This window comes from Spirillospora sp. NPDC048824 (assembly GCF_043198455.1).
GTDB lineage: Bacteria > Actinomycetota > Actinomycetes > Streptosporangiales > Streptosporangiaceae > Spirillospora.
Genome location: NZ_JBICUS010000002.1, coordinates 411,967 through 436,977 on the forward strand (window position 1 = coordinate 411,967; position 25,011 = coordinate 436,977).

Sequence of the window (25,011 nt, forward strand, 5' to 3'; positions counted from 1 at the left end):
GGTCCACTTTCTCATGCGGCCCGCCCGCGCCCGCGGGCCAGGGTGCCCGCCGGCCGGTACCCGTCGCTCAGTAGGCGCCGGAACCGCGGAACACCGCCGACCAGGTCTTCCACATGATCTGCAGGTCCATGGCGAGCGTCCAGTTGTCCACATAGCGCAGGTCGAGCCGCACGGACTCCTCCCACGTGAGGTCCGAACGGCCGCTCACCTGCCACAGCCCCGTCAGGCCCGGCTTCACCACCAGCCGCCGGTACACGTCACCGCCGTACTGGGCGACCTCCTCCGGCAGCGGCGGACGGGGCCCCACCAGCGACATCTCGCCGCGCACCACATTGATGAGCTGCGGCAGCTCGTCCAGCGAGTACCGGCGCAGCCACCGCCCCACCCGCGTCACCCGCGGGTCCGCACGGATCTTGAACAGCACGCCGTCGTTCTCGTTGTTGTCCAGCAGCTCGACCTTGCGGGCCTCGGCGTCCTGCACCATCGTGCGGAACTTCAGCACCGTGAACTCCCGGCCGCCGCGTCCCACCCGGGACTGCCGGAACATCACCGGACCCGCGCTCGTCACCTTGATCAGGAACGCGACGACCAGCAGCAGCGGGCTCAGCAGCGCCAGCCCGGTCAGCGCGGCCGCGCGGTCGAACAGGCCCTTGAACACCTTCCGGCTGCCGTCCAGCTCCGGATGCTCCACATGCAGCAGCGGCAGCCCCGACACCGGCCGGATCGAGATCCGCGGGCCCGTCACGTCCATCAGCGCCGGCGCGACCACCAGCTCCACGTCGTCCCGCTCGATCTGCCATGCCAGCCTGCGCAGCGCCACCCCGTCCATCTCCGGGCACGCCAGCACCGCCACCGAGTCCGCGCCGATCCGGTCCGCCACCGCCGCCGCCTGGGAGAAGTCGCCCAGCACCGGCACGCCCTCCACCTCGGCGACCGCGTCGTCGCCCGACGCCATCGCCGGCGGCAGGCACACCGCGGCGATGTCCATCCCGTGGTACCGCTTCTTGCGAAGCAGCTTGATCAGATCCTCCACCGACGTGCGGTGCCCCACCGCGACCACACGCCGCATGCACTCGCCGTTCCACCGCTTCTTGTGCAGCCACTTGCGCAGCCGGTACCGCGCCACCAGATTCAGGAACGTCCCGAGCGGCAGCGCCATCACCACGTACCCGCGCGCCACCTCGGTCTTCGTCGCGTACGCCACGATCGCGACCGTCGCGGTGAGGATGAACCCGGCCCGCAGCACCCGGTGGAACTCCTCGTACCCGACGCCGACGTATCGCGGCTGGTAGGCCCGGCACAGCATCAGCGTCGGCATCCACACCACCGGAAGGACCACCGTCAGCGCCACGTACGGGGCGTTCAGCTCGCCCGGCACCCCCGGAAACCGCAGCACGAAGGCGATCACGCCCGCCATCAGCATGCTGAGGAAGTCCAGGCAGCGCGCCAGGCGGCGATAGGATCCGCTCCAGTTCTGCGACCCCGAGCGCTTGGGCTCATGGCGGATCGATGACTCGGCCTGGACCTTGTCAACGACTGCCATAGACCACTCACCAATCCCCTGTAACGCGCGCACCAACTGCGCGATTCACATCGAAGACGGTTGAACGCCACTTGAGGTTCACACACAACATGAACCTCACTCGGGGAGCATCCTACGATCTCTTTGCCGTGGTCACGGGCCGAACCTCGGCATGCACAGGACAACACCGGCGAACCTGGGCGAAACATCGCACGTCGGCATGATCACCCGCTCTGTACGGCACCTTCTGGCCGGATCCGGTCAACCGGCATGGAAGACGTTCTGCGCCGTGCCCAGCCCATCGGCGATCAACGCCTCCGCCGCGTCCGCGGCCCGGTCCACCTCCAGCTCCAGAACCTTCCGCTCCGCCGCCGAGAAGTCCTTCAACACGAACGCCGCCGCGTCCATCCGCCCCGGCGGCCTCCCCACCCCGAACCGGACCCGCAGATAGTCCCGCGTCCCCAGCGCACTCGTCACCGAACGCAGCCCGTTGTGGCCGTTGTCACCACCACCCCGCTTCAGGCGCACCGCGCCGAACGGGATGTCCAGCTCGTCATGGACGACGATCAGCCGCTCCACCGGGACCTTGTAGAAATCACACAGCCCCTTCACCGGCCCACCCGACACGTTCATGAACGAACGCGGCTTCGCCAGCACCGCACGCGCACCCGCCAAGCGCCCCTCAAGCACATCCGCCCGCGCCCCGAAGGCCTTCGAGCGGTGCGACTTGAACGTCCCCCCGACCCGGCCGGCCAGCACGTCCAGCACCATGAACCCCGCGTTATGCCGGTTCTTCGCATACGACGGCCCCGGATTGCCCAGCCCGACCACCAGCCAAAGATCAGCGCTCACCCGAACTCCTCCACCACGACCCCGCCGACGACCCTCGGAAACCAGCACGGCCCCCGCCGGTGCACACTGACTATGCGCACCCGCGGGGGCCATGGAAGAACACTGCGGCCGGCTACCCGGCGAACATCGGCGCCACCGTCACTCGGCGGCGCCCTCGCCCTCGCCCTCGGCGCCCTCCGCCGCGGCCTCGGCGCCCTCCGCCTCGGGCTCCGGCTCCGTCGCCGCGGTCGCGTCGAGGATCTGCAGAATCAGAATGTCCTCGTCCGCCGCCAGCGTCGTCCCCGGCGGGAGCCTCAGGTCCTTCGCCAGCACCTGGCTGTCGACCTCCAGCCCGCTGATGTCCAGCTCCACCGACTCGGGGATCTGGGTGGCCTCGGCCTCCACCGAGATCTCCACCGCGGTCTGCGCGACCTGACCGCCCGGCACCACGTCGCCGACCAGCTGCACCGGCAGCTCCACGACGACCTTCTCACCGCGCTTCACCAGCAGCAGATCGACGTGCTCCAGGAACCCCCTGATCGGGTCCCGCTGAACGTCCTTCGGCAGCGCCAGCTCCGCGCCGTTCCCGAGCCCCTCGATCGTGAGCAGCACGTTCGGCGTCTTCAGCGCCAGCATCAGAGCGTGACCCGGCAGCGAAATGTGCTGCGGGTCGGTGCCGTGACCATAGAGGACGGCGGGCACCTTGCCGGCCCGGCGGGTGCGCCGCGCGGCACCCTTACCGAACTCGGTGCGCGGCTCGGCGGCAATGCGTACCTCGGACACGGCGAAAACTCCTCGTTGTTGCGATCCACGGCCGTCCGGCACTGGACGTCCGCTACGGACAGAGCGAATCAGGCGATGCTCGATGCGGCAGGCGCCTCGAAGATTCTTTGCGTTCCCCGGGGAATGCGGCTCCACTACCGGCACCGCACTGACGACCCAGGCATACGCGGGTTAACCGAGTCTAGCAGTATTCATGGCAGTGCCCTTGGCGTCGGGCCCTGGATGGCCCTCCTTCGGCGGGCACTGAGTGCGATCGCTGCATCGCTTCGGCTCGCCTTGCGGCTCGCTGCGCGATCAGGTTTCTCGCACGCTCGGAACCTGCCTTCGGACGCGATCGCGATTCTTCAGGTTGCTGCGGGGTTTCGGTGGTGGCTGGGGTCGTCGGGGTCGTGGGTCACGAAAGTCCCCCGGGGGGTGACTGAGAAGGACTTGGGGTGCCTGAACCTCGCGATGCCGGGGGGTGCCCGGGCATCGCGACCGGAGGGGGTGCCTTATCTCACGCTCCCGGGGCTCGCCGGTGGTCAGCTGTGGCCGCCGAAGAGGCTCGTCACCGAGCCGTCACTGAAGACCTCGTTGATCGCACGGGCCACCAGGGGGGCGATCGACAGGACGGTCAGCTTGTCGAACTGCTTCTCCTCCGGGATCGGCAGCGTGTTCGTCAGCACCACCTCGGAGATCCGCGAGTTCTTCAACCGGTCCACAGCCGGGCCCGACAGCACACCGTGCGTCGCCGCGACCACCACCCGGCTCGCACCCTGGTCGAAGAGCGCGTCCGCCGCCTTCAGGATCGTGCCGCCGGTGTCGATCATGTCGTCGACGATCACACAGGTGCGGCCCTCGACCGCGCCGACGACGTCGAAGACCTTCACCTCGTTCGCCACGTCCGGGTCGCGCTTCTTGTGAATGATCGCCATCGGGACGCCGCCGAGCCGGTCCGACCAGCGCTCGGTCACCCGCACCCGTCCCGCGTCCGGCGCCACGACCGTCACCTGCGAAGTGTCCAGCCGGCTCTCGAAGTGCTGCGCCAGCAGATCCAGCGCGAACAGATGATCCACCGGGCCGTCGAAGAAACCCTGGATCTGAGCCGTGTGCAGGTCGACGGCCATCAACCGGTCCGCCCCCGCCGTCTTGAACAGATCCGCCATCAGCCGCGCCGAGATCGGCTCACGGCCCCGGTGCTTCTTGTCCTGCCTCGCATACCCGAAGAAGGGCGCCACCACGGTGATCCGCTTGGCCGACGCGCGCTTCAACGCGTCCACCATGATCAGCTGCTCCATGATCCACTGGTTGATGGGAGCGGTGTGGCTCTGGATCACGAAGGCATCGGAACCGCGGACCGACTCAAGGAACCGCACGAACGTCTCACCGTTCGCGAAGTCGTATGTGGACGTCGGCGTCAGTTCGACGTGGAGACTGTCGGCCACCTCCCTGGCCAGCTCCGGGTCGGCTCGGCCGGTGAAGAGCATCAGCTTCTTCTGGCCGCTCGCTTTGATCCCACTCACCTCTGACAACTCCCCCTCAATGGAACTGTGCTTCATGTGGGTTGTCGTCCCCACTCCCCGCGCACCACAAGACTCGGGCGCACGGATGCTCGGTTGTCCGCGGAGGACGACGCTGTCCTCCACCTCCCCGCCCTGCGGCGGGGCAGTCTCATCGGGCGCGCCGCGCTACGGCGCGTCCCCGTCCCGCGCCCGGCGAGCCGCCTCCGCCGCCGGCGAACCCGCCCGCCTGCGCTCCACCCAGCCCTCGACGTTGCGCTGCCGCGCCCGCGCGACCGCCATCGCCCCCGGCGGGACGTCCTGGACGATCACCGAACCCGCCGCGGTGTAGGCCCCGTCGCCCACCGTCACCGGCGCGACGATCATGTTGTCGCTGCCGACCTTCACATGCGAGCCGATCACGCTGCGATGCTTCTCGACACCGTCGTAGTTCACGAACACCGAGCTCGCGCCGATGTTGGAGCCCTCGCCGATCTCCGCGTCGCCCACGTAGGTCAGGTGCGGGACCTTCGTGCCCTCGCCGATGTCGGCGTTCTTCGTCTCGACGTAGGTACCGATCTTGGCCTTGCGCGCCAGGCGCGTCCCCGGCCGCAGATACGCGTACGGACCCACCGACGCGTCCGGGCCGATCTCCGCCTCCACGCAGACGGCATTGATCACGGACGCGCCTTCACCGACACGCGTGTCCGTCAGCGTGCAGCCCGGCCCGACCCGAGCGCCCTCGCCCAGGTGCGTCCGGCCGTGCAACTGCGTCCCGGGGTGGACCTCCGCGTCCTGATCCGCGGTCACCTCCACGTCGATCCACGTGGTGGCCGGATCCACGATCGTGACCCCGGCCCGCATGTGCGCCTCAAGGATCCGGTCGTTCAGCTGCCTGCGCGCCTGCGCGAGCTGGACCTTGTCGTTCACACCCTGGGTCTCCACCCAGTCGGCCGCGAGATGCGCGCCGGTCCGGTGACCGTCACCGCGCAGAATCGCCACCACATCGGTGAGATACTCCTCACCTTTGGCGTTGTCGGTGGTCACCCGCTTCAGCGCGTCCGCCAGCAGCGCGCCGTCGAAGGCGTACATGCCGACGTTGATCTCGTTGATGGCCCGCTGCTCTTCGGTGGCGTCCTTGTGCTCGACGATCGCCGTGACGCTCCCGTCCGCCGCCCGGACCATCCGCCCGTAACCGGTCGCGTCCGGAATCTCGGTCGTCAGGACGGTCGCCGCGTTCCCCTCGGCCTCGTGCGCCTGGACGAGCGCTTGGAGCGTCTCCCCCCGCAGCAGCGGATGATCGCCGTTGGTGACGACGACGGTCCCGTCCAGCGCGCCGGTCTGCTCCAGCGCCATCCGCACGGCGTGGCCCGTCCCGCTCTGGCGCTCCTGCACGGCCGCCTCGGCGTCCGGCGCGGTCTGGGCGAGATGCTCGACGACCTGCTCGCGCCGGTGCCCGACGACCACCACGAGCCGCTCGGGCTCCAGTTCCCGCGCGGCGGCCAGGACATGGCCGAGCATGGTGCGCCCGCATAGCTCATGCAGCACTTTCGAGGTGCGGGACTTCATCCGGGTGCCCTCGCCCGCGGCGAGGACGATGACGGCGGCCGTGCGGCTCGCAGCACTCACAAGGAGGCTCCTCGGCATCGCGGACGGGATCGGTGACGAGCGCGCCCACCTGCACCATCACGACATGACAGGCCCGGCGCACCCGACACGGGCAGGATACCGCCCAACCCCCACCTGTCACCCCGCCGCCCACCCCGGCCCGCACACCGCGTCAATGATGTGGGGTTCACGCCTCCGGCTCGGTATCGTTGCCTTCGGTGAAACGGGCGTTCACACCGGAGGGACGTCCGATTTGCCCCATCCCGGGTCGTCTAATGGCAGGACTGGGCGTTTTGGTCGCTCATATGGGGGTTCGAATCCTCCCCCGGGAGCACGTTTGCCCGAAGTTGTCGGACGCTGTAGAGCCTGACTCACTGAGACGGCGTTCGATCCGAAGCCGCCTCATCGCATCCTCTGAGCGGGCGGCCAGGCGAGCGAGGGCAGCCTCCTGGCCCAGCATGGCAGCGAAGGCCCACCCTTCGATTCGTCGATATAGGTCCGCACTCTGGTTGACGGTGATGAGCAGGCAACCCCCTCACCAGATCGGCCGTCTCGTGGATGTGCAACCGGAACCGGATGTGCCTGGTGGGTGCTCCGGCCACCCACAGGAAGCGAAGCATGCCGCCCAGGCGTGTAGGGACGACGAGGCGGTCAAGGAAGGTTCCGTAACCACAGCGAACAGGTGCTTTTAGAGATGCCGAGCGCCTGCGCGATCTCGGGATAGGTCCAGCCTGCCAGGCGGAGCTGGACGGCCTTGGGCTTGAGCTCGTTTCGGACCTCGTCCGACATTGGTCCAGCCATTAGGTGACCATAGCACTTTTTTACTCTTTGTGCTTGATCCGCTACTTATCGCAATGCCGCGGGTCGGCAGTTATGTCCGGGATCGGTTTAGAACGTCTGGTACGGGCAACTCGTCTTGCGTGGTGCCCGGCCCGCGGCCGGGGTGCGGGCGGCACACCGGCGTCCACGGGGACGTGCCGGTTGACAGCACCAGTTGAAAGCAGGGGCCGTTCGCGGGAGGCGGCGCCGGCCGGTGGGCCGGCGAGCGAACCTTCGTCGAGCGTCGAGCGTTGATGCTGGTGAGGGCCATTTCGTCACCCTTCCGCGACGGTCTGAGATTCATCTGTTCCGCAAGAGGGTTTTGTGGCCCATGAGGCAGTTTCCCACTTAATTTACGGTTCGGCAGGTGCTACCTACGGTTCCGTAGGTTACGTTGGCGTAGGTAAGACTGCCCCTAGTCGCACAGGAAGTGGTGACGCATGACAACGGCTCCAGCCATGGATCCCCCTCGTCCACAGCGGCGTCCAGAGATCGAACCCGAGCCCAGAGGCAACGCCGAACGCCTGCTCATCGCCGTGTTCACCGGTGTGCCGTTCCTGGCCTTGTTCGCGGCCGTGCCGCTGGCCTGGGGACACTTCCTCGGCTGGACGGACGTCGTGCTCGTCGCGGTGTTCTACGTGCTGTCCGCCGGGGGGATCACGGTCGGGTACCACCGGCACTTCACCCACGGATCGTTCAAGGCCAGGCGCGGCCTGAAGATCTTCATGGCGGTGGCGGGAAGCCTGGCCATGGAGGGGCCGGTCATCACGTGGGTCGCGGATCACCGGCGTCACCACAAGTACTCCGACAAGGAGATGGACCCGCACTCGCCGTGGCGGTTCGGCACCGACTGGAAGGCGCTGGCGAAGGGGCTGGCGTGGGCGCACTACGGCTGGCTGTTCGACGCCAACCGGACGTCCAAGGAGCGGTTCGCCAAGGACCTGCTGAACGACCGGGACCTCAAGCGCATCCACCTGGCGTTCCCCGGGCTGGTGGCGGTGTCGTTCCTGCTCCCGGCGGCCATCGGGGGCCTGGTGACGATGTCGTGGGCCGGGTTCCTGACGGCGCTGTTCTGGGCGGGTTTCGTGCGGATCACGCTCGTCCACCATGTCACGTGGTCGATCAACTCGATCTGTCACACGTTCGGCAATGAGGACTTCGAGGTTCGCGACAAGTCCCGGAACGTGTGGTGGCTGGCGATTCCGTCGCTGGGCGAGTCGTGGCACAACCTGCACCACTCGGACCCGACGTGTGCGCGTCACGGCGTGCTGAAGAGGCAGGTCGACATCAGCGCGCGCATCATCTGGGCGTTCGAGAAGCTGGGTCTGGCGTACGACGTGCGGTGGCCGAACGACGACCGGCTCGCGGCGAAGCGCACCAAGCAGGCGGTTTGACCGCCACAATTGATCCCGTGACGGAACCCGCCCCCAGGCCCCGCAGAAAGCGGATGACCGGCAAAGAACGCCGTGAGCAGCTCCTCGACATCGGCCGGGCGCTGTTCGCCGAGCGCGGCCTGGACGGCACGTCGGTGGAGGAGATCGCCTCCGCGGCCGGTGTGTCGAAGCCCGTGGTGTACGAGCACTTCGGCGGCAAGGAGGGGCTCTACGCGGTCGTCGTCGACCGGGAGTTCGAGAGCCTGCTGAGGCTCGTCACGGACGCGCTGAACTCGGCGATCCATTACCGGGGGAAGCTGGAGAAGGCCGCCCTGGCGCTCCTGGAGTACATCGAGGAGCATCCGGACGGGTTCCGGATTCTGGTGCGGGATTCTCATGGCGGGACGGGTACCGGCAGTTACGCGAGCCTGCTGAGCGAGATCGCCGGCGAGGTCGAGCATGTGCTCGCCCAGGAGTTCGACCGGCACGACTATGACGACAAGTTCGCGCCGATGTACGCGCAGATGCTGGTCGGCATGGTGGCGATGACGGGCCAGTGGTGGCTGGACGTCCGGAAGCCGCGTCGTGAGGATGTGGCGGCGCATGTGGTGAATCTGGCCTGGAACGGTTTGGCGGCGTTGGAGCCGAGGCCGTCGCTGGATCCGCGGCGTCGCCGCAAGGAGTTGGAGCGCCGGGAGCGGCGCGCGGAGAAGGCGGCCGCGAAGGCGGAGAAGGCCGAGGAGAAGGCCGCGGCGAAGGCGGAGAGGGCGCACCGCAGGGGCCGCCGCGAGGTCGAAATGGACGGTTTCGCCGATCCGCCGGTGTGATCCGTCAGTGTGATCCGTCAGTGTGATCTATCGGTGTGATCTATAGGTGTGACGAGGGGCCCGGTGGGACGGCGGCGCCGATGTGGCAACCGGTGGCCGCCCGGAGTTCGTCCGGGCGGCCGCCGGCCAGGGGTCGCCGGCTTCGGGTTGCGAGGCCGGGATTCGCCGGAAGCCGCCCGCCCGTCCGAGCTGGCACACCGCAGGGGAACGAGTAGCTTCCCTCGGCGGGCGGGCGGCGTCCCGTCTATGGGGTTGTCCGTCTGGCGATCACGAAGATCCTCCGGAACGGGTACACGGTGCCGTAGGGAGCGGCGGGGTAGGCCTGCCGCAGTGCTTCCCCGTAGGCGGTGAGGAATTCGGCTGTCTCGCCGGGGTCGAGGGCGGTGAGGACGGGGCGCAGCGTGGTGCCTTTGACCCACTCCAGGACGGGGTCGTCGCCGTGGAGGACCTGCGTGTAGGTGGTCTCCCAGGCGTCGACGGCGTATCCGTGGCGGGTGAGGAGGTCGAGGTAGCCGGCCGGGTCGAGGACGGGGGCGTCGTGCTGGAGGGCGCCCAGTTTGCGGCGCCATCTGTCCGAGCGGCCCAGTTCGCGGAGCAGGACGTGGCTGGGTGCGTCGAAGTTGCCGGGGACCTGGAAGGCGAGGCATCCGCCGGGTGCGAGGGCGCCGGCCCATCGGGGCAGGAGGTCGGTGTGCTCGGCAATCCATTGCAGGGCGGCGTTGCTGACGATGAGGTCGACGGGGCGTTCGGGTCGCCAGGTGGTGATGTCCGCGACGCGGAACCTGAGCCGTCCGGGGATCTCGTGTTCGCGGGCACGGGCGATCATTTCGGGTGAGCTGTCGAGGGCGTCGACGGCGGCGTGGGGCCATCGTCCGGCGAGGGTGGCGGTGAGTTCGCCGGTTCCGCATCCGAGGTCGGTGATGCGGGCGGGGTCGGTGCCCGCGGCGCCGAGGCGCGCGGTGAGTTCGGCGAACGGCCTGGCCCGTTCGCCGCCGAAGGCCCCGTACTGGGCGGGGTCCCATACGGCCGCGGCTTGTCTCGACATCAAGAGAGAGCATGCCCGACGTATATCTTGATGTCAAGAATTCTTGGGTCTAGGTCGAATGACGGATCCCTCGCCGGTGGGGGCGTTCGTAAGGTCGGTCTCATGGAACTCGGAGAAGGCGGATGGGCGCTGGTGCTCGGGCCCGGCGGGCCGGTGGGGACGGCGTGGCTGACGGGCCTCGCGGCCGGGCTGCGGCGGGCGGGCATGGATCCGGCGGCGGCGGATGTGATCGTCGGGACGTCGGCGGGCGCGATCGCCGGGGCGGCGATCGCCACCGGGCGTGACCTGGCGGAACTGGCGGAGCTTCCGCTCTCGGACATCCCGCGGGCGGCGCCGGACGGTTCGGTGATGGCCAGGGTGTTCGAGATCGGCCGTGCCTCCGATCTGGACCCGGACGAGATCAGGCGGCGGATCGGGCGGCTGGCCCTGGAGGCGGAGGCGCTGACGGAGGAGCGGCACCGGGCGAGTATGGAATTCCTGGTGGGCCGATCAGCCGTGGCCGGGCAGCCCGGAGGGGCGTCGCCCCGGAACCAGACGGACGAGTGGCCCTCGGGGCGGCTGCTCATCACTGCGGTGGACGTCGAGTCGGGCAAGCCGGTCGTGTGGGACGGGACGAGCGGTGTCCCGTTGACGGCGGCCGTGGCGGCGAGCAGCGCCGCGCCCGGGTTCGCGGAGCCGGTGACCATCGGTGGCCGGCGGTACATGGACGGCGCGTTCGGCGGCGGGTCCAACGTGGGTCTGGCGAAGGGCGCCGGCGCGGTGGTGCTGGTCGAGCCCATGGCGCACATGTCCGGCGGCGCGGAGGCCGACGTGCGAATCGTTCCCGATGAGGGGGCGCTGGAGGCGTTCGGGGAGAACGTCGGTGACCTGACGCGGTGGGCACCGGTCTACCGGGAGGGGTTCCGGCAGGCGGCGGAGGCGGCGGAGCGCATCAGGCCCGTGGCCGGTGTCCCGGGCGGGTGATGAGCCCGCGGTCGAGGGCGACGATGACGGCGTGGGTGCGGTCGCCGACGTCGAGTTTCGCGAAGACGCGCAGGAGGTGGGTCTTGACGGTGGCCTCGGCGATGACGAGGCGCCGGCCGATGTCGGCGTTGGAGAGCCCGTCGGCGACGGCGTTCAGCACGTCGATCTCCCGGGCGGTCAGCGCGGGCGCGGCGGGCCGCCGCATCCGGGCGACGAGTTTCTCGGCGACGCGGGGGGCGAGGACGGTCTCGCCGCGCGCGGCGGCGTGGATGGCGTCGACGAGCTGGTCGCGGGTGGTGTCCTTGAGGAGGTAGCCGATGGCGCCGGCCTCGATGGCGTGCTCGATGTCGTCGTCGGTGTCGTAGGTGGTGAGGACGAGGATCCGGGTGCCGGTGGTTCCGGCGGCGATCTCGGTGGTGGCGGCGACGCCGTCGAGGACGGGCATGCGCAGGTCGAGGAGCGCCACGTCGGGGCGGAGGCGTTGGACGAGCGCGATGGCCTCGCGGCCGTCGCCCGCCTCGCCGACGATGTCGATGGTGGGGTCGGCGGCCAGCAGCGCGACCACGCCGGCGCGCATGACGGTGTGGTCGTCCACGACGATGATCCGGACCCTGCCGCCGCCGGTCATGCGGTCTCCTCTGCGGTCTCCTCTGCGAGGACCTCTGCGCGGATCTCTGCGGGGATGGTGGCGAGGATGCGGGTGCCGTCGCCGGGTGAGCTGGTGACGGTGAGTTCGCCGCCGAGTTCGGCGAGGCGGCGGCGCATGCCGTCGAGGCCGAAGCCGCGGGAGTCCTCGACGGAGAATCCGCGTCCGTCGTCGGTGATCTCCAGTTCGATGCCGTGGGGGTGGCGTTCGAGGACGACGCCGACGGTGCCGGCGGCGGCGTGTTTGCGGACGTTGGCGAGGCTCTCCTGGGTGCAGCGCAGGAGCGCGATGCGGGTGGTCCGGTCGCAGTCGATGTCGGAAAGGTCGGCGGTGACGGTGAGCCCGGTGTCCTGGGTGAACCGGTCGAGGGTGCGGCGCAGCGTGCGGGCGACGGAGCCGGAGGCGACGCTGTCCTGGGCGGCCGAGCCGACGAGGACGCGCGCCTCGGCGAGGTTCTCGCGTGCGGTCCGCTCGATCGAGGTGAGCTGCTGGGCGGTCCTGCCGGGTGCGGTGGCGAGGCCGTTCCGGGCCGCCTCCGCGAGGACGACGATGGACGCGAAGCCCTGCGCGAGGGTGTCGTGGATCTCGCGGGCCAGCCGTTCGCGTTCGTCGGCGGCGCCCTGGCGGCGCTGCGCCTCGGCGAGCCGCCGCTGGGCGTCCTCAAGGTCGGCGGCCAGGAGGCGGGCGCGTTCGTCGCGCTGGCCGACGACGCGGTGCATCCAGAGTCCGAGGAGGACGGCGGCGGCGTAGCCGATGAGGGTGGCGATGGAGTTGCCGGTGAGGAGTTCGGCGAGGTGGCCCCGCCCGGCGGTGTCGCCGGCGACCGCGGCCGCGGCGGCGGCGCCGCTGAGGGCGACCGCGCGCCGCGGGCTCCCCGCGAAGATCCAGAAGTGCGGGAGCGACACGATGAGGAGGGAGGCGGCGCCGTCCATCAGGTAGGAGACGCCGCCGATGCCGGCGATGAGCAGGGTGAGGAACGTGTGGCGGCGGATCCCGGGGCGGCCGGGGAGCGTTCCCGTGATCGGGTAGCCGAGGGCGAGCACGGACAGCAGCGCCAGCGTGGTGGACCGGGTCGGGGCCGGCTGGTCCCAGACGCCGATGGCGGACGGGATCAGTCCCAGGAGCACCCAGAGGGCGGCGTACCACCGGATGAGCGCCTGTGTCTGGAGCCGGTCGCCGGGCTGTGGCCGTTGCTCCATGGAGGTCAGCCTACTTTTTCGAGGGGCGTCCCGCCCGCGGGGGATCCGGCGGTGGTGCCCGGTGCCGGGCGGGACGGCCACCAGCTCCTGTCGCCGAGGAGCAGCATCAGCGACGGCAGGATCACGATCCGGATGACGACGGCGTCCAGCAGGACGGCGACCGCGAGCGCGAAGCCCATCTGCTTCATCTCCAGGATGTGCAGGGGGACGAAGCTGGCGAACACCGTGACCATCACGAACGCGGCGCTGGTGACCACGGCGGCGGAGCCGCGGATCCCGCCGAGGACGGCGTCGCGGGTGGGGACGCCCCGCCGGGCCGCCTCCCTGATCCGGCTGATCACGAAGACCTGGTAGTCCATCGAGAGGCCGAACAGGATCACGAACAGGAACAGCGGGACCCGGGAGCCGATCGAGCCGGTGGAGGTGAAGTCGAGCAGGCCCTCCGCCCACGTTCCCTGGAAGACGAGGGTGAGCACGCCGAGCGACGCGCCGGCGGACAGGAGGTTCAGGACCACGCCGACCAGGCCGAGGGCGATCGAGCGGAACGCCAGCACGGTCATCGCGAACGTCGCCAGCAGCAGCGCGCCGACGACCAGCGGCAGCTTGCGTTTCTGGTGGTCGGGATAGTCGGCGTAGCGGGCGACGTCGCCGGTGACGGCGGTCTCCACGTCGAGTGTCCCGAGGGCTGCGGGCACGTGGTCGTGACGGAGCGTCTCCAGGGACGACTGCGCCTCGGCCGAGCTCACGTAGTGGGGGACGGCGAGTTCCAGGAGGCTGATCCGGCCGTCCGGTGAGGTGCGCAGCTCCGAAGTGCCGGCGAGCCGGGCGTCGTTCCTGGCGTGCCGGGCCAGGTCGCGGAGGGCGGCGGTCACCTCGTCCGTGCGGTCCGGGCCGGAGCGGACGACGATCTGGTGCATGGCCTTCAGGTCGGGGAACGCCGCGGTCAGCCGGTCGTAGGTCCGCATGGCCGGGATGTCCCGGGGGTGGGTTTCGCGGCCCATGTCGGTCAGGTTGATGCTCAGCAGCGGCGCGGCGAGGGCGAGCATCACCGCGACGCCGGCGAGGAGTGTCGCGGCGGGGTGCCGGCCGACGGGCCGCAGCATCGCGGACGTGATGCGGCCGCCGTCCTTCGACTTCGGCGCCCGGGCGGTCTTGCCCCGCCGGGCGCGGCGTGCGGCGCGGCGCTCCGCCTGCCGGCCGAGCACGGCGAGCAGTCCGGGCAGGACGGTCAGGGAGCTGACGACGGCGACGAGGGTGACGACGATGGCCGCTGTGGCGATGGAGGAGAAGATGACGTCGTCGGCGAGGTAGAGGGTGGCGCTCGAGACGGCGACCGCGAATCCTGACAGGACGACCGCCCGCCCGGACGTCGCCGCGGCGAGTTCGACGACGGCGCCGGCTGAGAGCCGCCCGCCGGACCGGACCCGTTCCTCCCGTTCCCGCTTGAGGTAGAAGAGGGTGTAGTCGACGCCGACGGCCATGCCGATGAGGAGGATGACGCTGGTGCCGATGCCCGCGTCCGGGAAGACGTGCGAGGCGAGCATCGACAGCCCGACGGCCGCCGTGATCGAGGTCAGCGCCAGCAGCAGCGGCACGGCGGCCAGCGACACCGACCCGAACACGACCAGCAGGGTGATCAGCGTGACGGGGAGCGCGATGACCTCGGTGCGGGACAGGTCCTCGCCGCGCAGTTTCTCGACGCCCTTGCTGATGGACGGGCCGCCCGTCTCCTCGACGCGGACGCCGGGATGGGCAACCTGGACCTCGGCGGTCTGCGCATGCAGGAGGTCGACGTGGTCCTTGCCGTCGAGTTCGGGGCCGCGCAGGGTGACCTCGACGCGGACGGCGGTCCCGTCGCCGGCCCGGACCGGCGCGGACACCGACTCGACCTCGGGCAGCCGTTCCATGCGGGCCGCGGCGTCGCGGGCGGCGGCGTCGGCGGCGGACGCGTCCAGGGGCCCGGTGCCGGGGCGGGCGGTGATCAGGATCTGCTCGACGGGCCTGCGCTGCAGACCGCCCTCGGCCGCCATCGCCTCCGCCCGGCCGGCCTCGCCGATCCGGAAGTCCTCGGTCGTGGCGGCCTGGCCGCCGATCGAGATGCCGGCGCCGAGGCACAGCGCCACGAACAGGAACCACCCGGCGATCGCTCGCCAGGGATGCCCGGCGCTCCACCGGGCCATGCGCACAGGAAGGTTCGTCATGACGTAAATGCTGGTCGCGGGGTCATGCCGACCGGCAGGCTCGTCCGGTTGAACCTGGTGTCCACCGATCGGTGGACATCGCCCCCGGTCGGGCAGTGTTTCTCGATATCAAGACAGGTAGGGTGTCGGCATGCACGATGAGGTGGACCGGCTGGTCGAAGCGTGGAACACCGAGCGTCCGGACCTTGACGTCCGGCCGCTGCAGATCCTCAGCCGCGTCTCCCGGCTGGCCCGGCACCTCGACCGCGCCCGGCGGGCGGTGTTCGTGGACCACGACCTGGAGTCGTGGGAGTTCGACGTCCTCACCGCGCTGCGCCGGGCCGGGGCCCCCTACCAGCTGAGCCCGGGGCGGCTGCTGCGGGCGACGCTGGTGACGTCCGGCACCATGACGAACCGCATCGACCGGCTCGCGGCGGCGGGCCTCGTCGAGCGGCACCCCGACCCGCAGGACAAGCGCGGCGTCCTGGTCCGCCTCACCGACGCGGGCCGGACGCGGGTGGACGCCGCGTTCGCCGACCTGCTGGGCCGGGAGCTGGCGATACTGGAGAGCCTGAGCCCCGACCAGCGCGACGTCCTCGCCGGCCTGCTCCGCACCCTCCTCATCCCGTTCGACAAGGACACCGAACGCCACTAGGCGGCGGCACCACGAACGACGGTGCACCCCGAACGACGGTGCACCCCGAACGACGGTGCACCCCGAACGGCGCGGCGTCATGACGCCAGGGCGGTCTCCAGGGCGGCGGCGAGGCCGCAGAGGCGTTCCTCGCCGCCCGCGGGGCCGATGAGCTGGACGGACGCGGGCAGATGCGACCCCGGCACCGGGACCGGCAGCGCGAACGCCGGGAGGCCCGCGACGTTGATCTGGCCGGTCAGCGTGGTGAGCAGAAGGTCGGAATGGTCGTCGTCGCCGGGTTCGGGCGTGACGACGGGCAGGACGGGCAGGGCGATCGCGGAGTGCCGGGTGAGGATCGCGTCCAGCTCCGCCCTGATCGACTCGCGGACGCCGGCGGCCCAGCCGAGACGCCCGGCGGTGGCGACGTCGTGCAGTTCGTGCAGGCGCCGGTGGATGCGTCCGCTCATCTTCGGCGGGTCGCCGACCAGGTGGCCGTTCTGCCGCCACCCCTCGTCGGCGACGTAGAACCCGTTGGCCGCGGCGGCGTCGTGGTAGTGCTCGGACGTCACGTCGGTGATGGGGCCGAGGCGGCGCAGCGCGTCGTCGACGGCCGCGTCGATCGCGGGGTCGATCTCGAAGGCCGGGCCGCCGAGGCGCAGGCGCGCGACGGTCATGGACGCGTCGTACGGGACGGGCGCGAAGCCCGGCTCGATGAGGCTCATTCCGAGGACGACGGCGGCGACGTCGCGTCCCATCGGCCCGACCGTGTCCAGCGTCGGGGACAGCGGGTAGACGCCGTCGAGGGAAACGCGCCCGCTCGTGGTCTTGAGGGCCGCGATGCCGCAGCACGCGGCGGGAATGCGGACGGAGCCCGACGTGTCGGTGCCGAACGCGACGTCGGCCTCACCGGTCGCGACGGCGACCGCGGACCCGCTGGACGACCCGCCCGGGACGCGGGACGGGTCGAGCGGGTTCACCGGGGTGCCCGTCCACGGGTTGACGCCGTCGGCGGCCACGCACAGCTCGTTGAGGTTCGTCTTCCCGGCGACGCGGGCGCCCTGGGCGCGGGCGGAGGCGACGACGGGCGCGTCCGCGGCGGCGGGTTCGGCGCGTTCCGCGACGGCCTGGCAGCCCGCGGTGGTCGGCAGCCCGGCGACATCGATGGCGTCCTTGACCGCGAGCCGGGGGCCGTCACCGGGCTCGTCCGTCCTGATGATCCATGTCGTCATCCTGGGATCATCCCCGGTCTGACCTGGGAATTCCAGTCGGGGTCAGCCGATGTCCTCGGCGAGCATCAGCCACTCCTCCTCGACCCTGGCGGCCTCGGCCTGGATCTCCTTCAGCCGGCCGTCCAGCTCCTGCAGCTTGGTGTAGTCGGTGGCGTGCGCGGCCAGCTGCTCGTGCAGGCCGGCCTCCTGGCCGGCGAGTTTCTCCAGGCGGCGTTCGAGCCGGTCGAGCTCCTTGCGGGCCTTCCAGTCCTGCCCGCCGGCCTTCGGCTTGGCGGACGCGGACGCGGGCGCGACCGTGTCCGCGACTCTGCCCGCGCCCCTGCCCGCAGGGGCGGCCGTCCGCTCGGGTGCGGCGGGCCGGTCGGGACCGGCCGGCTTGGGGGCGGTGCCGGCGGCGCGGCGTTCGAGGTACTCGTCCACGCCGCCGGGCAGGAGCGACACGCGGCCGTCGCCGAGGAGCGCCACGACATGGTCGGTGATGCGCTCCAGGAAGTACCTGTCGTGGCTGACGACGACGAGCGTCCCCGGCCAGCCGTCCAGGAGGTCTTCGACCTCGGTGAGGGTCTCGATGTCGAGGTCGTTCGTGGGCTCGTCGAGGAGCAGGACGTTGGGTTCGCCCATGAGTAGGCGGAGCAGCTGCAGGCGGCGCCGCTCGCCGCCGGACAGGTCGCCGACGGGCGTCCACTGGCGGTCGCTCTGGAAGCCGAGGCGTTCGAGGAGCTGGCTCGCCGTCCAGTCGCGTTTGCCGACGGTGATGCGGCGGCGGATCTCCTCCACCGACTCCAGGACGCGGCGGGACGGGTCGAGGTCCTCGAGGTTCTGCGACAGATGCGCGAGCTGGACGGTCTTGCCCTGGACCACCTTTCCCGAGACAGGCGGAACGGACCCGTCGAGCAGGCGCAGCAGGGTGCTCTTGCCGCTGCCGTTGACGCCGACCAGGCCGACCCGGTCACCCGGGCCGAGCCGCCACGTCATGCGTTCGAAGATGGTGCGCTGGGCGTCGCCCTCCCCGAGCTCGACCGTCGCGTCCTCCACGTCGTAGACGGTCTTGCCGAGCCGCGCGGTCGCGAACCGGGTCAGCTCCACCGAGTCGCGCAGCGGCGGCTCGTCGGCGATCAGCGCCTGCGCGGCGTCCACCCGGAACTTCGGTTTGGACGTGCGGGCCTGCGGGCCGCGCCGCAGCCACGCCAGCTCCTTGCGCAGCAGGTTCTGCCGCTTGGCCTCGGTGGCGGCGGCGATCCGGGAACGCTCGGCCTTCGCCAGGACGTACGCGGAATAGCCGCCCTCGTAGCGTTCGACGCGGCCGTCGACGACCTCCCACGTCCGCTCGGTCACCTCGTCCAGGAACCAGCGGTCGTGGGTGACGATGAGCAGCGCGACCCTGCGGCCCTTCAGATGCCGGGCGAGCCAGTCGATCGCCTCGATGTCGAGGTGGTTGGTGGGCTCGTCCAGCAGCAGCAGATCGGACTCGGGGACCAGGAGCCGCGCCAGCGCGACGCGGCGGCGCTCACCCCCGGACATGCCCGCGAGCGGCGCGTCCAGGTCGAGGTCGGCGATCAGGCCGGCGAGGACGTCGCGGGCGAGGACGTCGCCCGCCCACTCGTGCTCGGCACGGTCGCCCAGCACGACGGACCGGACCGTCGCGTCCTCCGGGAACTCGTCCCGCTGCGCCAGGATGCCGAGGCGCAGGCCCCGCGCATGGGTGACGCGCCCGGCGTCGGGTTCGGTCTCCCGCGCGATGACGGACACCAGGGTGCTCTTGCCGCCGCCGTTGCGGCCGACGACGCCGACGCGGTCCCCCTCGTCCAGGCCGAGGGAGACGGCGTCGAGCAGCGGCTGGGGCCCGTAGGCCTTGGCGACGTTCTCAAGGTTGATCAGATTCACGACGCCACCCAGCCTATTGGCCCGGGCGAGCCGATCGTGCGGGCGGTCACGTGCGGGCGGTCACCGTGCGGGCGGTCACCGTGCGGGCGGTCACCGTGCGGGCGGTCATCGTGCGGGCGGTCACGTGCGGGCGGTCAAGGCCCGGGCGGCGGCCCCGGCGGGGGCCCCTGTCCGGGCGGCGGGCCGTATTCCGGTGGGACCTGGCCGGGCGGACCGTATCCGGGGGGAGGGTTCCCGGGCGGGCCGTATCCGGGCGGGAGGCTCTGGTTCTTCCTCCGGCCCGAGGACGTGGCGACGGCGATCACCACGACCACGACGGCGAGCACGAGGACCAGCAGGGCGACTACAGCCAGCAGCGTGGCGAACGAAAACAAACGGGCCTCACAGATCGGGGGGAGCTCAGCGCACGGCAGGGGGCGACGCCGGCCCGCCCTCGCTCCGTGCCCCAAGAGTAGTGGCCTGCGGCCGCCGCGCCACCACCGAACCGGGCGCGTTGCGGCGGAGGGCGCGGTCGCGGCGCACGGCCAGCAGGACGAGCGTCGCCAGCATCGCGACCGCCACGAGAGCCAGGAGCCCGGACAGATACGTCATCGGTCCTCCTCGTCGGAGGGAATCGGTGTCACGGGTACAAGACGTCCGCCGCGGGCACGAAGTTCGCTTGTGTGACGAGCGCAGCTACCGCCGCCGTCACACCACGACCCGTCACACCACGAGCGTCACACCACGGTCGCGCCCGGGACGGGACCGGATGCCCGCAGCACTTGCGCGGCGACGCCCGTGGCGTCCAGCGCGACCGCGAGACCGGCCGCGTCCTCCTCGGTCTCGGCGAGGAACGCGCAGGTGGGCCCGGAACCGGAGACGACCGCGCCGGCCGCGCCGAGATCATGGCCGGCGCCCAGGACGCGGCCCAGCGACGGCCGCAGCGACAGCGCGGCGGCCTGCAGGTCGTTGGTCAGGGCGGCGCCGAGGCCCTTGGCGTCGCCGGTGGCGAGCGCCGTCATGAGCTCCTCGGACACGCTCGGCCGCGGCGCGCCCTCCCCTGCGGCCTCGCGGATCCGGTCGCATTCGGCGTAGACGGCGGGGGTGGACAGGCCGCCGTCGGCGGTCGCGAACACCCAGTGGAAGGTTCCGCGGGTGAGGGCGGAGGTGAGACGCTCGCCGCGTCCGACGCCGACCGCGGTGCCGCCGAGGACGGCGAACGGCACGTCGCTGCCGAGTTCCGCGCCGAGTTCCATCAGGTCGTCCCTGGCGAGGACGGGCTGCTCCCGGTCGTCCCACAGCCGGGCGCAGGCGACCAGCGCGGCGGCGGCGTCGGCGCTGCCGCCCGCCATGCCGCCCGCGACGGGGATGGCCTTGCGGATCCGGAGCGCGACGTGCGGCTCGACGTCCAGCCGCGCGGCGACCAGCCTGGCGGCCCTGACGGCGAGGTTGTCGTCATCGGCGGGGACGCCTTCGACCGCGACCCGCGAGTGCGGGGCGGCCTGGACGCGCACCTCCAGCCGCCCGGCGTGCGCGGCCGTGACCTCGTCGAACAGGGACACGGCGTGGAACACGTTGACGAGGTCGTGGTAGCCGTCATCGCGGGTCGGCCCCACGCCGAGCTGAAGGTTGACCTTGGCGGGGACGCGTACGGTCACTGCGCTCACGCCCGAAACCCTACGGCCTGTCGGTATCTCCGGTGACGTCCCCCCGGGGCCGGCGCCGCCGCCGGGGTCAGTCGCCGCTGGTCACCGGGAGGTTGCGGGGATTGAAGTAGGGGGTCGTGGCGAGCTCGCGGAGCGCGGAGAAGGCCTGCTTGTCGCCGGTCACCGAGTACGCGTGGCGCTTGTCGCGGGCGTTGTCGGCCAGCTCGTCGGAGTTGAAGTAGATGACGGCCTTGACCTGCGGGTCCTGGAGCGTCTTGGCCGCCTCACGGAGCCATTCGGCGCGGCGCTCACCGTAGGACTGCGGTACGCCGAATTCGGCGATCATGATGGGTTTGGGGCGGTCCCGTGCCCACTCCGTGAACGACTTCAGGTCCTCCGACAGGTCGCGGTAGTCGGCGCCGCCGCGCAGGGCGTCGGCGCAGATCCAGTCGACATGGTCGTCGCCCGGATAGAACGCGCCGGCGCCGGCGGTACCGCCGAATCCGCGGGCGGTGGGGCACCACACCCAGGCGACGTTGCGGACCTGCTCCTGTTCGAAGATCCGCCGCAGGTGCTTCCACGCCGCGATGAAGTCGTCGGGCGAGTGGACCTGTTTCCTCGCCGACGCCGCGTCCATGTTCCGCGACCAGCGCAGGAAGATCGGCTTGCCGAGGTCCTTGACCGCGCGGGCGCGCCGCTGGATCAGCTCGTCGTACTCGCCCTGGACGACCTTCCTGGTGTCGGCGCCGCCCCAGGTGAGCAGCAGGTAGCGGTTGCCGTCGACGACGGACTTCTCCAACCCCGCCGGGAAGTCGGACTTCCAGCCGCGGTAGCTGTGCACGACGTCGAGCCGCCGCCCGAGTTCCCCCTCGAAGCCGACGATCGGCGCCATGCCCGGCTTGCCGGCATCCTCACCGGACGGCGAATTCTCCGGCGAGCCGGAAGGGGACTCGGACGGGGACTCGGACGGGGACTCGGACGGCTTCGCGGACTCCTCCGGCGGCACCCAGGCCCCGAAGTAGGCGCCCTCCCCCGGCGGGACCGGCGCCACACCCGCCCGCGCCGTGGTCGTGATCTTCGGTGCCGCGCCCGCGCCGCCCCCGCAGCCCGCCGCCACCGTCGCGATCATCGCCGCGGTGGCGAGCAGGGCCGTCCCCGCGATCGGCAACCTCGCCCGCGCCGTCCGCGAACGCGCCTTCACCATCGACCTCCGCTCGTACCGATTCTCGGTGTCCCCGGGGCGATGTCCGCCCAGTCCACTCCGTCACACACCGGCTTCGTCCCACCTGCCGTACAGACACCGGCCGTGAAGACACCGGCGAAACACACCGGCGAAACACACCGGCCGTGAAACACATCCGCCGCGAGCACACCCGCATCGAACGCACCCGCATCGAACACACTCAGGGAGCCTCGGGATCAAATGCCCGGACTGAAGGACCATACTCGGCAATGCGGGCGAAGGCGGCCACGTCCAGAGCTTCGCCCCGCGCGCGCGGGTCGACGCCGGCGGCGCGCAGCGCCTCCTCGGCGGCGGCCGGGGACCCGGCCCAGCCGGCGAGGGCCGCCCGCAGCGTCTTGCGGCGCTGCCCGAACGCGGCGTCGATCACCGCGAACACCTGCTCGCGGGTCGCCGTGGTCGTCGGCGGCTCACGGCGGGTGAACGCGACGAGCCCCGAGTCCACGTTCGGGGCGGGCCAGAACACCGCGCGCCCGACCGCCCCGGCGCGGCGCGCGGCGCCGAACCAGGCGAGCTTCACCGACGGCACGCCGTAGATCCTGCCGCCGGGTGGCGCGACCATCCGGTCGGCGACCTCGGCCTGCACCATGACCAGCGCGGACCGCAGCGACGGCAGGGTCGCCAGCAGGTGCAGCACGACCGGCACCGCGACGTTGTAGGGCAGGTTCGCGACGAGCGCCGTGGGTTCCGGCCCCGGCAGGTGTGTGATCTTCATCGCGTCGGCGTGCACGACCTCCAGCCGTGCCGCGAGGCCCGGGGCTCGCGCCTCGGCCGTGGCGGGCAGCTCGGCCGCCAGCGCCGCGTCGATCTCCACCGCGACGACGCGCCGTACCGCCGGCAGCAGCGCCAGCGTCAGCGACCCCAGACCGGGCCCCACCTCGATGACGACGTCGCCGGGGCTCAGCCCCGCCGCCCGGACGATCCGCCGGACGGTGTTGGCGTCGATGACGAAGTTCTGCCCGAGCGTCTTCGTCGGCCTGATGCCCAGCCGCTCGGCCAGCTCCCGCACGTCCGCCGGCCTGAGCAGGCTCGATGTCTCCCCCACAAGACAAGTGTTCCAGCTCAGGAGAACAGGAACTTGCCGCAGTTGGGCCACTGCCCCTGCCAGCGGCCGTCCACCTTCTTGTAGAGGAGCTGCGCTCGGTAGGTCTGCTCGCCCGCGCTGGCGTCGGACGGCCTGCCCGTGCCGCCGACCGACTGCCACGTCGCCATGGAGAACTGGTAGAGCCCGTAGTACCCGGCCGGGTTCACGGCCTTCGGGTTGTTGCCGGACTCGCATTTGGCGAGCCCCTGCCAGTTCAGCCCGGCGGCGGCACCGCCGCCCGCCGACTGCGGGCCGACCGCGAGGATCCGCGCGACCGGCTTGCGCTTCACCTTCTGCGCCAGGACCTTCTTGACCTTCTTGACCTTGCCGTTCTTGCCCTTGCGCGGAACGTACGCCCACTTCACGATCTTGATGCCGGACTTGCCCTCGCGCAGCACCTTCTCGCTGAACGGCGGCACCGAGGAACTCTTCTTGCGGATCGTCTTGGCGGGCGTCTTGACGGTCTTCAGCTTCGGAGCCGACAGCAGCCGCATGATCTTCACGATGTCCCCGGCGGGCTGGTCGACGGCCGGTTTGACCAGGTCGTACCGACCCAGCGTGATCTTGGCCTGGTCGAGGACCTGCTGGACGGTCGCGCCGGTCGTCATCGTCTGCGTCTTCTCGCCGTCGACCACGATGAGGACCTGGCGCGGCGCGGGCGCGCTGGTACGGGGCGCGTCCGCGGCGGCCATGCTCTTCGGGTCCGTCCCGCCTCCGCCGCAGCCCGCCGCCATCAGCGCGGCCGCCACCAGGACGGGGACGGCGGGGGCCCGGGGGCCGCGACGCACGGAATTCCAAGACAAGAGGTTCCTCCAGGGGGCCGGGCTCGGGGGCGCCCGCTCAACGGCCAGAGATTAGAGCCACCCGCCCGTCCTCCGCCACCTCATCACCCACATGCGCCCCCGTCGCACCCAGAAATCGCCACAAAACGCGATCACTCGGGAACGGAACGCCAAGGTACCAGGCCCGTGATCCGTTGGCCGCCGACGGTCGGAAAGCCGCACATCCGCACCTCCGCGGAACCTCCGCTTGAGAGGACACGTCCCACGACCATGCGCCGCCGAATTCTGATCATCGGGCTCATCGCCATCGCCATCTGCGCTTGGGCGTTCTATCCGGCCGTTCTGGCGTACACCTTCGCCGAGGGCGAGCGGGCCACCGCGACCGTCGCCGAATGCGTCGCCGGCTCGGGTCGGGGGGGCCGGGCGACCTGCCACGGCACCTGGCGCACCGAGGACGGAGAGCACGGCGAAGGCGAGATCTACGGACTCGACTACGAGCAGACCCATGGGCGCGACGACGACGCCGTCCCCGTCCGGATCGGCCCCCTGGGCCCCTACGCGAACGGGTGGGGCGGCTCATGGGACTACTTCCTCAGCCTGGTGCCGGTCCTGTTCTTCGCGTTCCTGTTCGTCTGGATCCGCCGGCGGTTCATCCTCCCCGCCCGGAGGCTCGCCGAGTCGCTGCTCGCCGCGTCCGGCGACGTACTCGTGATCTCCGAAAGGGAAGGCGTCCGCCGCCCGGACGGCTCCCCGTACGCCACCGTCACCACGAGCCTGGAGCCCCCGCCCGGCCACCGGCGCCTCGAACTGCCGGGCCGCCCCGCGAGCACCCGTGACCAGCCGACGCTGGGGTCGCGCGACAGCCTGCACCGGTTCCAGTCCGTGGTGGACGCCGCCGGCCGGCCGCTGATGCACCTTGAGCACCGCTCGGACCGCGGGCTGCACCCCGAGCACGTGCTGCTCGACCCGTCGGGCGCCCCGAGGCTGCTCATCCGCCCGGACACCGAGCGGGGCCCCTTCTTCCACCTGCTGCTGGACCCCGCCGGCGCCGGTCTCGGCACCTCCGGGCCCGCCGAGAACCGCAACATGACGACGCTGGAGGTCCGCGATGCCGGCGACAGGCCGGCCGCCACCGCAGCCAAGCTCCGCCGCCGGCGAGTGCTGCGGATGGAGGACGGCGTGCCGCCTCTCCTGCGGGACGCCGCCATCGCACTCGTCCTCATCCAGCTGATCAACATCGACTGACCTGGCCGCCCGAG

22 protein-coding genes and 1 tRNA gene are annotated in these 25,011 nt (G+C 71.1%); 6 read left to right on the plus strand and 17 right to left on the minus strand.

Translation table 11 applies throughout. The annotated features are described in order from the left end of the window. Window positions 1–67 precede the first annotated feature (67 nt). From ACGFIS_RS05350 to glmU, 5 genes are all read right to left on the minus strand, one after another. Window positions 68–1,543, minus strand: coding sequence for a sugar transferase (locus ACGFIS_RS05350; RefSeq protein ID WP_392900148.1), 1,476 nt, complete (start codon window positions 1,541–1,543; stop codon window positions 68–70). A 240-nt stretch (window positions 1,544–1,783) separates the two neighbouring features. Then, window positions 1,784–2,374, minus strand: a complete 591-nt coding sequence (pth, locus tag ACGFIS_RS05355) for an aminoacyl-tRNA hydrolase (protein WP_392900145.1) — start codon at window positions 2,372–2,374, stop codon at window positions 1,784–1,786. A 138-nt stretch (window positions 2,375–2,512) separates the two neighbouring features. Then, entirely contained in the window at window positions 2,513–3,136 is a 624-nt protein-coding gene (locus tag ACGFIS_RS05360) for a 50S ribosomal protein L25/general stress protein Ctc (protein WP_392969674.1), read from the minus strand. A gap of 521 nt (window positions 3,137–3,657) precedes the next feature. Then, the gene (locus tag ACGFIS_RS05365; RefSeq protein ID WP_392900139.1) at window positions 3,658–4,638 is read right to left on the minus strand and encodes a ribose-phosphate diphosphokinase; all 981 of its coding nucleotides are present in this window, start codon (window positions 4,636–4,638) and stop codon (window positions 3,658–3,660) included. A gap of 165 nt (window positions 4,639–4,803) precedes the next feature. Continuing rightward, a complete protein-coding gene (glmU, locus tag ACGFIS_RS05370) occupies window positions 4,804–6,243 on the minus strand; it encodes a bifunctional UDP-N-acetylglucosamine diphosphorylase/glucosamine-1-phosphate N-acetyltransferase GlmU (RefSeq protein WP_392900136.1) in 1,440 nt (479 codons plus the stop codon). 240 nt (window positions 6,244–6,483) lie between these two features. On the opposite strand from glmU, the gene ACGFIS_RS05375 reads away from it, so the two are divergent. Then, window positions 6,484–6,554: transfer RNA gene (locus tag ACGFIS_RS05375), tRNA-Gln, on the plus strand. Between the two features lie 319 nt (window positions 6,555–6,873). On the opposite strand, the gene ACGFIS_RS05380 is transcribed toward ACGFIS_RS05375, so the two are convergent. Then, window positions 6,874–7,023 (minus strand): helix-turn-helix domain-containing protein, encoded by a 150-nt coding sequence (locus ACGFIS_RS05380; protein ID WP_392969677.1) that lies wholly within the window; start codon window positions 7,021–7,023, stop codon window positions 6,874–6,876. A 458-nt stretch (window positions 7,024–7,481) separates the two neighbouring features. Here ACGFIS_RS05380 and ACGFIS_RS05385 point away from each other — a divergent pair, with 458 nt between their 5' ends. Then, complete coding sequence (locus tag ACGFIS_RS05385; protein WP_392900129.1) at window positions 7,482–8,435, plus strand: acyl-CoA desaturase; 954 nt, start codon at window positions 7,482–7,484, stop codon at window positions 8,433–8,435. 53 nt (window positions 8,436–8,488) lie between these two features. Next, entirely contained in the window at window positions 8,489–9,241 is a 753-nt protein-coding gene (locus ACGFIS_RS05390) for a TetR/AcrR family transcriptional regulator (protein ID WP_392900126.1), read from the plus strand. Between the two features lie 244 nt (window positions 9,242–9,485). Here the strand turns inward: ACGFIS_RS05390 and ACGFIS_RS05395 are convergent, their stop codons facing one another. Further along, a complete protein-coding gene (locus tag ACGFIS_RS05395; RefSeq protein ID WP_392900123.1) occupies window positions 9,486–10,286 on the minus strand; it encodes a trans-aconitate 2-methyltransferase in 801 nt (266 codons plus the stop codon). 102 nt (window positions 10,287–10,388) lie between these two features. Here ACGFIS_RS05395 and ACGFIS_RS05400 point away from each other — a divergent pair, with 102 nt between their 5' ends. Beyond that, entirely contained in the window at window positions 10,389–11,249 is an 861-nt protein-coding gene (locus ACGFIS_RS05400; protein WP_392900120.1) for a patatin-like phospholipase family protein, read from the plus strand. Here the strand turns inward: ACGFIS_RS05400 and ACGFIS_RS05405 are convergent. From ACGFIS_RS05405 to ACGFIS_RS05415, 3 genes are read right to left on the minus strand one after another with little or no spacing between them, the layout of a single operon-like run. Beyond that, window positions 11,218–11,877 (minus strand): response regulator, encoded by a 660-nt coding sequence (locus tag ACGFIS_RS05405; RefSeq protein WP_392900117.1) that lies wholly within the window; start codon window positions 11,875–11,877, stop codon window positions 11,218–11,220. The genes ACGFIS_RS05400 and ACGFIS_RS05405 overlap by 32 nt on opposite strands. Then, window positions 11,874–13,094, minus strand: coding sequence for a sensor histidine kinase (locus tag ACGFIS_RS05410; protein WP_392969680.1), 1,221 nt, complete (start codon window positions 13,092–13,094; stop codon window positions 11,874–11,876). Before ACGFIS_RS05410 ends, ACGFIS_RS05405 begins: the two co-directional genes overlap by 4 nt. Window positions 13,095–13,099: 5 nt before the next feature. Beyond that, window positions 13,100–15,295 (minus strand): MMPL family transporter, encoded by a 2,196-nt coding sequence (locus ACGFIS_RS05415; protein ID WP_392900112.1) that lies wholly within the window; start codon window positions 15,293–15,295, stop codon window positions 13,100–13,102. A gap of 130 nt (window positions 15,296–15,425) precedes the next feature. On the opposite strand from ACGFIS_RS05415, the gene ACGFIS_RS05420 reads away from it, so the two are divergent. Beyond that, window positions 15,426–15,929: a MarR family winged helix-turn-helix transcriptional regulator gene (locus ACGFIS_RS05420; protein ID WP_392900109.1), complete on the plus strand. Its 504-nt coding sequence runs from the start codon at window positions 15,426–15,428 to the stop codon at window positions 15,927–15,929. A gap of 77 nt (window positions 15,930–16,006) precedes the next feature. Here the strand turns inward: ACGFIS_RS05420 and ACGFIS_RS05425 are convergent, their stop codons facing one another. From ACGFIS_RS05425 to ACGFIS_RS05455, 7 genes are all read right to left on the minus strand, one after another. Further along, window positions 16,007–17,137 (minus strand): amidase, encoded by a 1,131-nt coding sequence (locus tag ACGFIS_RS05425; RefSeq protein WP_392900106.1) that lies wholly within the window; start codon window positions 17,135–17,137, stop codon window positions 16,007–16,009. A 42-nt stretch (window positions 17,138–17,179) separates the two neighbouring features. Then, window positions 17,180–19,021 carry an ABC-F family ATP-binding cassette domain-containing protein gene (locus ACGFIS_RS05430; RefSeq protein WP_392969683.1) on the minus strand — a complete coding sequence of 614 codons (1,842 nt, stop codon included), beginning with the start codon at window positions 19,019–19,021 and terminating at the stop codon, window positions 17,180–17,182. 399 nt (window positions 19,022–19,420) lie between these two features. Continuing rightward, window positions 19,421–19,612, minus strand: coding sequence for a hypothetical protein (locus ACGFIS_RS05435; RefSeq protein ID WP_392900100.1), 192 nt, complete (start codon window positions 19,610–19,612; stop codon window positions 19,421–19,423). A 125-nt stretch (window positions 19,613–19,737) separates the two neighbouring features. Further along, window positions 19,738–20,658, minus strand: coding sequence for a 4-(cytidine 5'-diphospho)-2-C-methyl-D-erythritol kinase (locus ACGFIS_RS05440; protein WP_392969814.1), 921 nt, complete (start codon window positions 20,656–20,658; stop codon window positions 19,738–19,740). Between the two features lie 76 nt (window positions 20,659–20,734). Further along, the gene (locus tag ACGFIS_RS05445) at window positions 20,735–21,850 is read right to left on the minus strand and encodes a glycoside hydrolase family 26 protein (RefSeq protein ID WP_392900097.1); all 1,116 of its coding nucleotides are present in this window, start codon (window positions 21,848–21,850) and stop codon (window positions 20,735–20,737) included. 199 nt (window positions 21,851–22,049) lie between these two features. Further along, on the minus strand, window positions 22,050–22,931 hold the full coding sequence (gene rsmA, locus ACGFIS_RS05450; RefSeq protein WP_392969686.1) for a 16S rRNA (adenine(1518)-N(6)/adenine(1519)-N(6))-dimethyltransferase RsmA: 882 nt from the start codon (window positions 22,929–22,931) through the stop codon (window positions 22,050–22,052). Window positions 22,932–22,948: 17 nt separating this feature from the next. Continuing rightward, window positions 22,949–23,758, minus strand: coding sequence for a transglycosylase family protein (locus ACGFIS_RS05455; protein ID WP_392969689.1), 810 nt, complete (start codon window positions 23,756–23,758; stop codon window positions 22,949–22,951). A gap of 264 nt (window positions 23,759–24,022) precedes the next feature. On the opposite strand from ACGFIS_RS05455, the gene ACGFIS_RS05460 reads away from it, so the two are divergent. Continuing rightward, the gene (locus tag ACGFIS_RS05460) at window positions 24,023–24,997 is read left to right on the plus strand and encodes a hypothetical protein (protein ID WP_392900088.1); all 975 of its coding nucleotides are present in this window, start codon (window positions 24,023–24,025) and stop codon (window positions 24,995–24,997) included. Window positions 24,998–25,011: the final 14 nt, after the last annotated feature.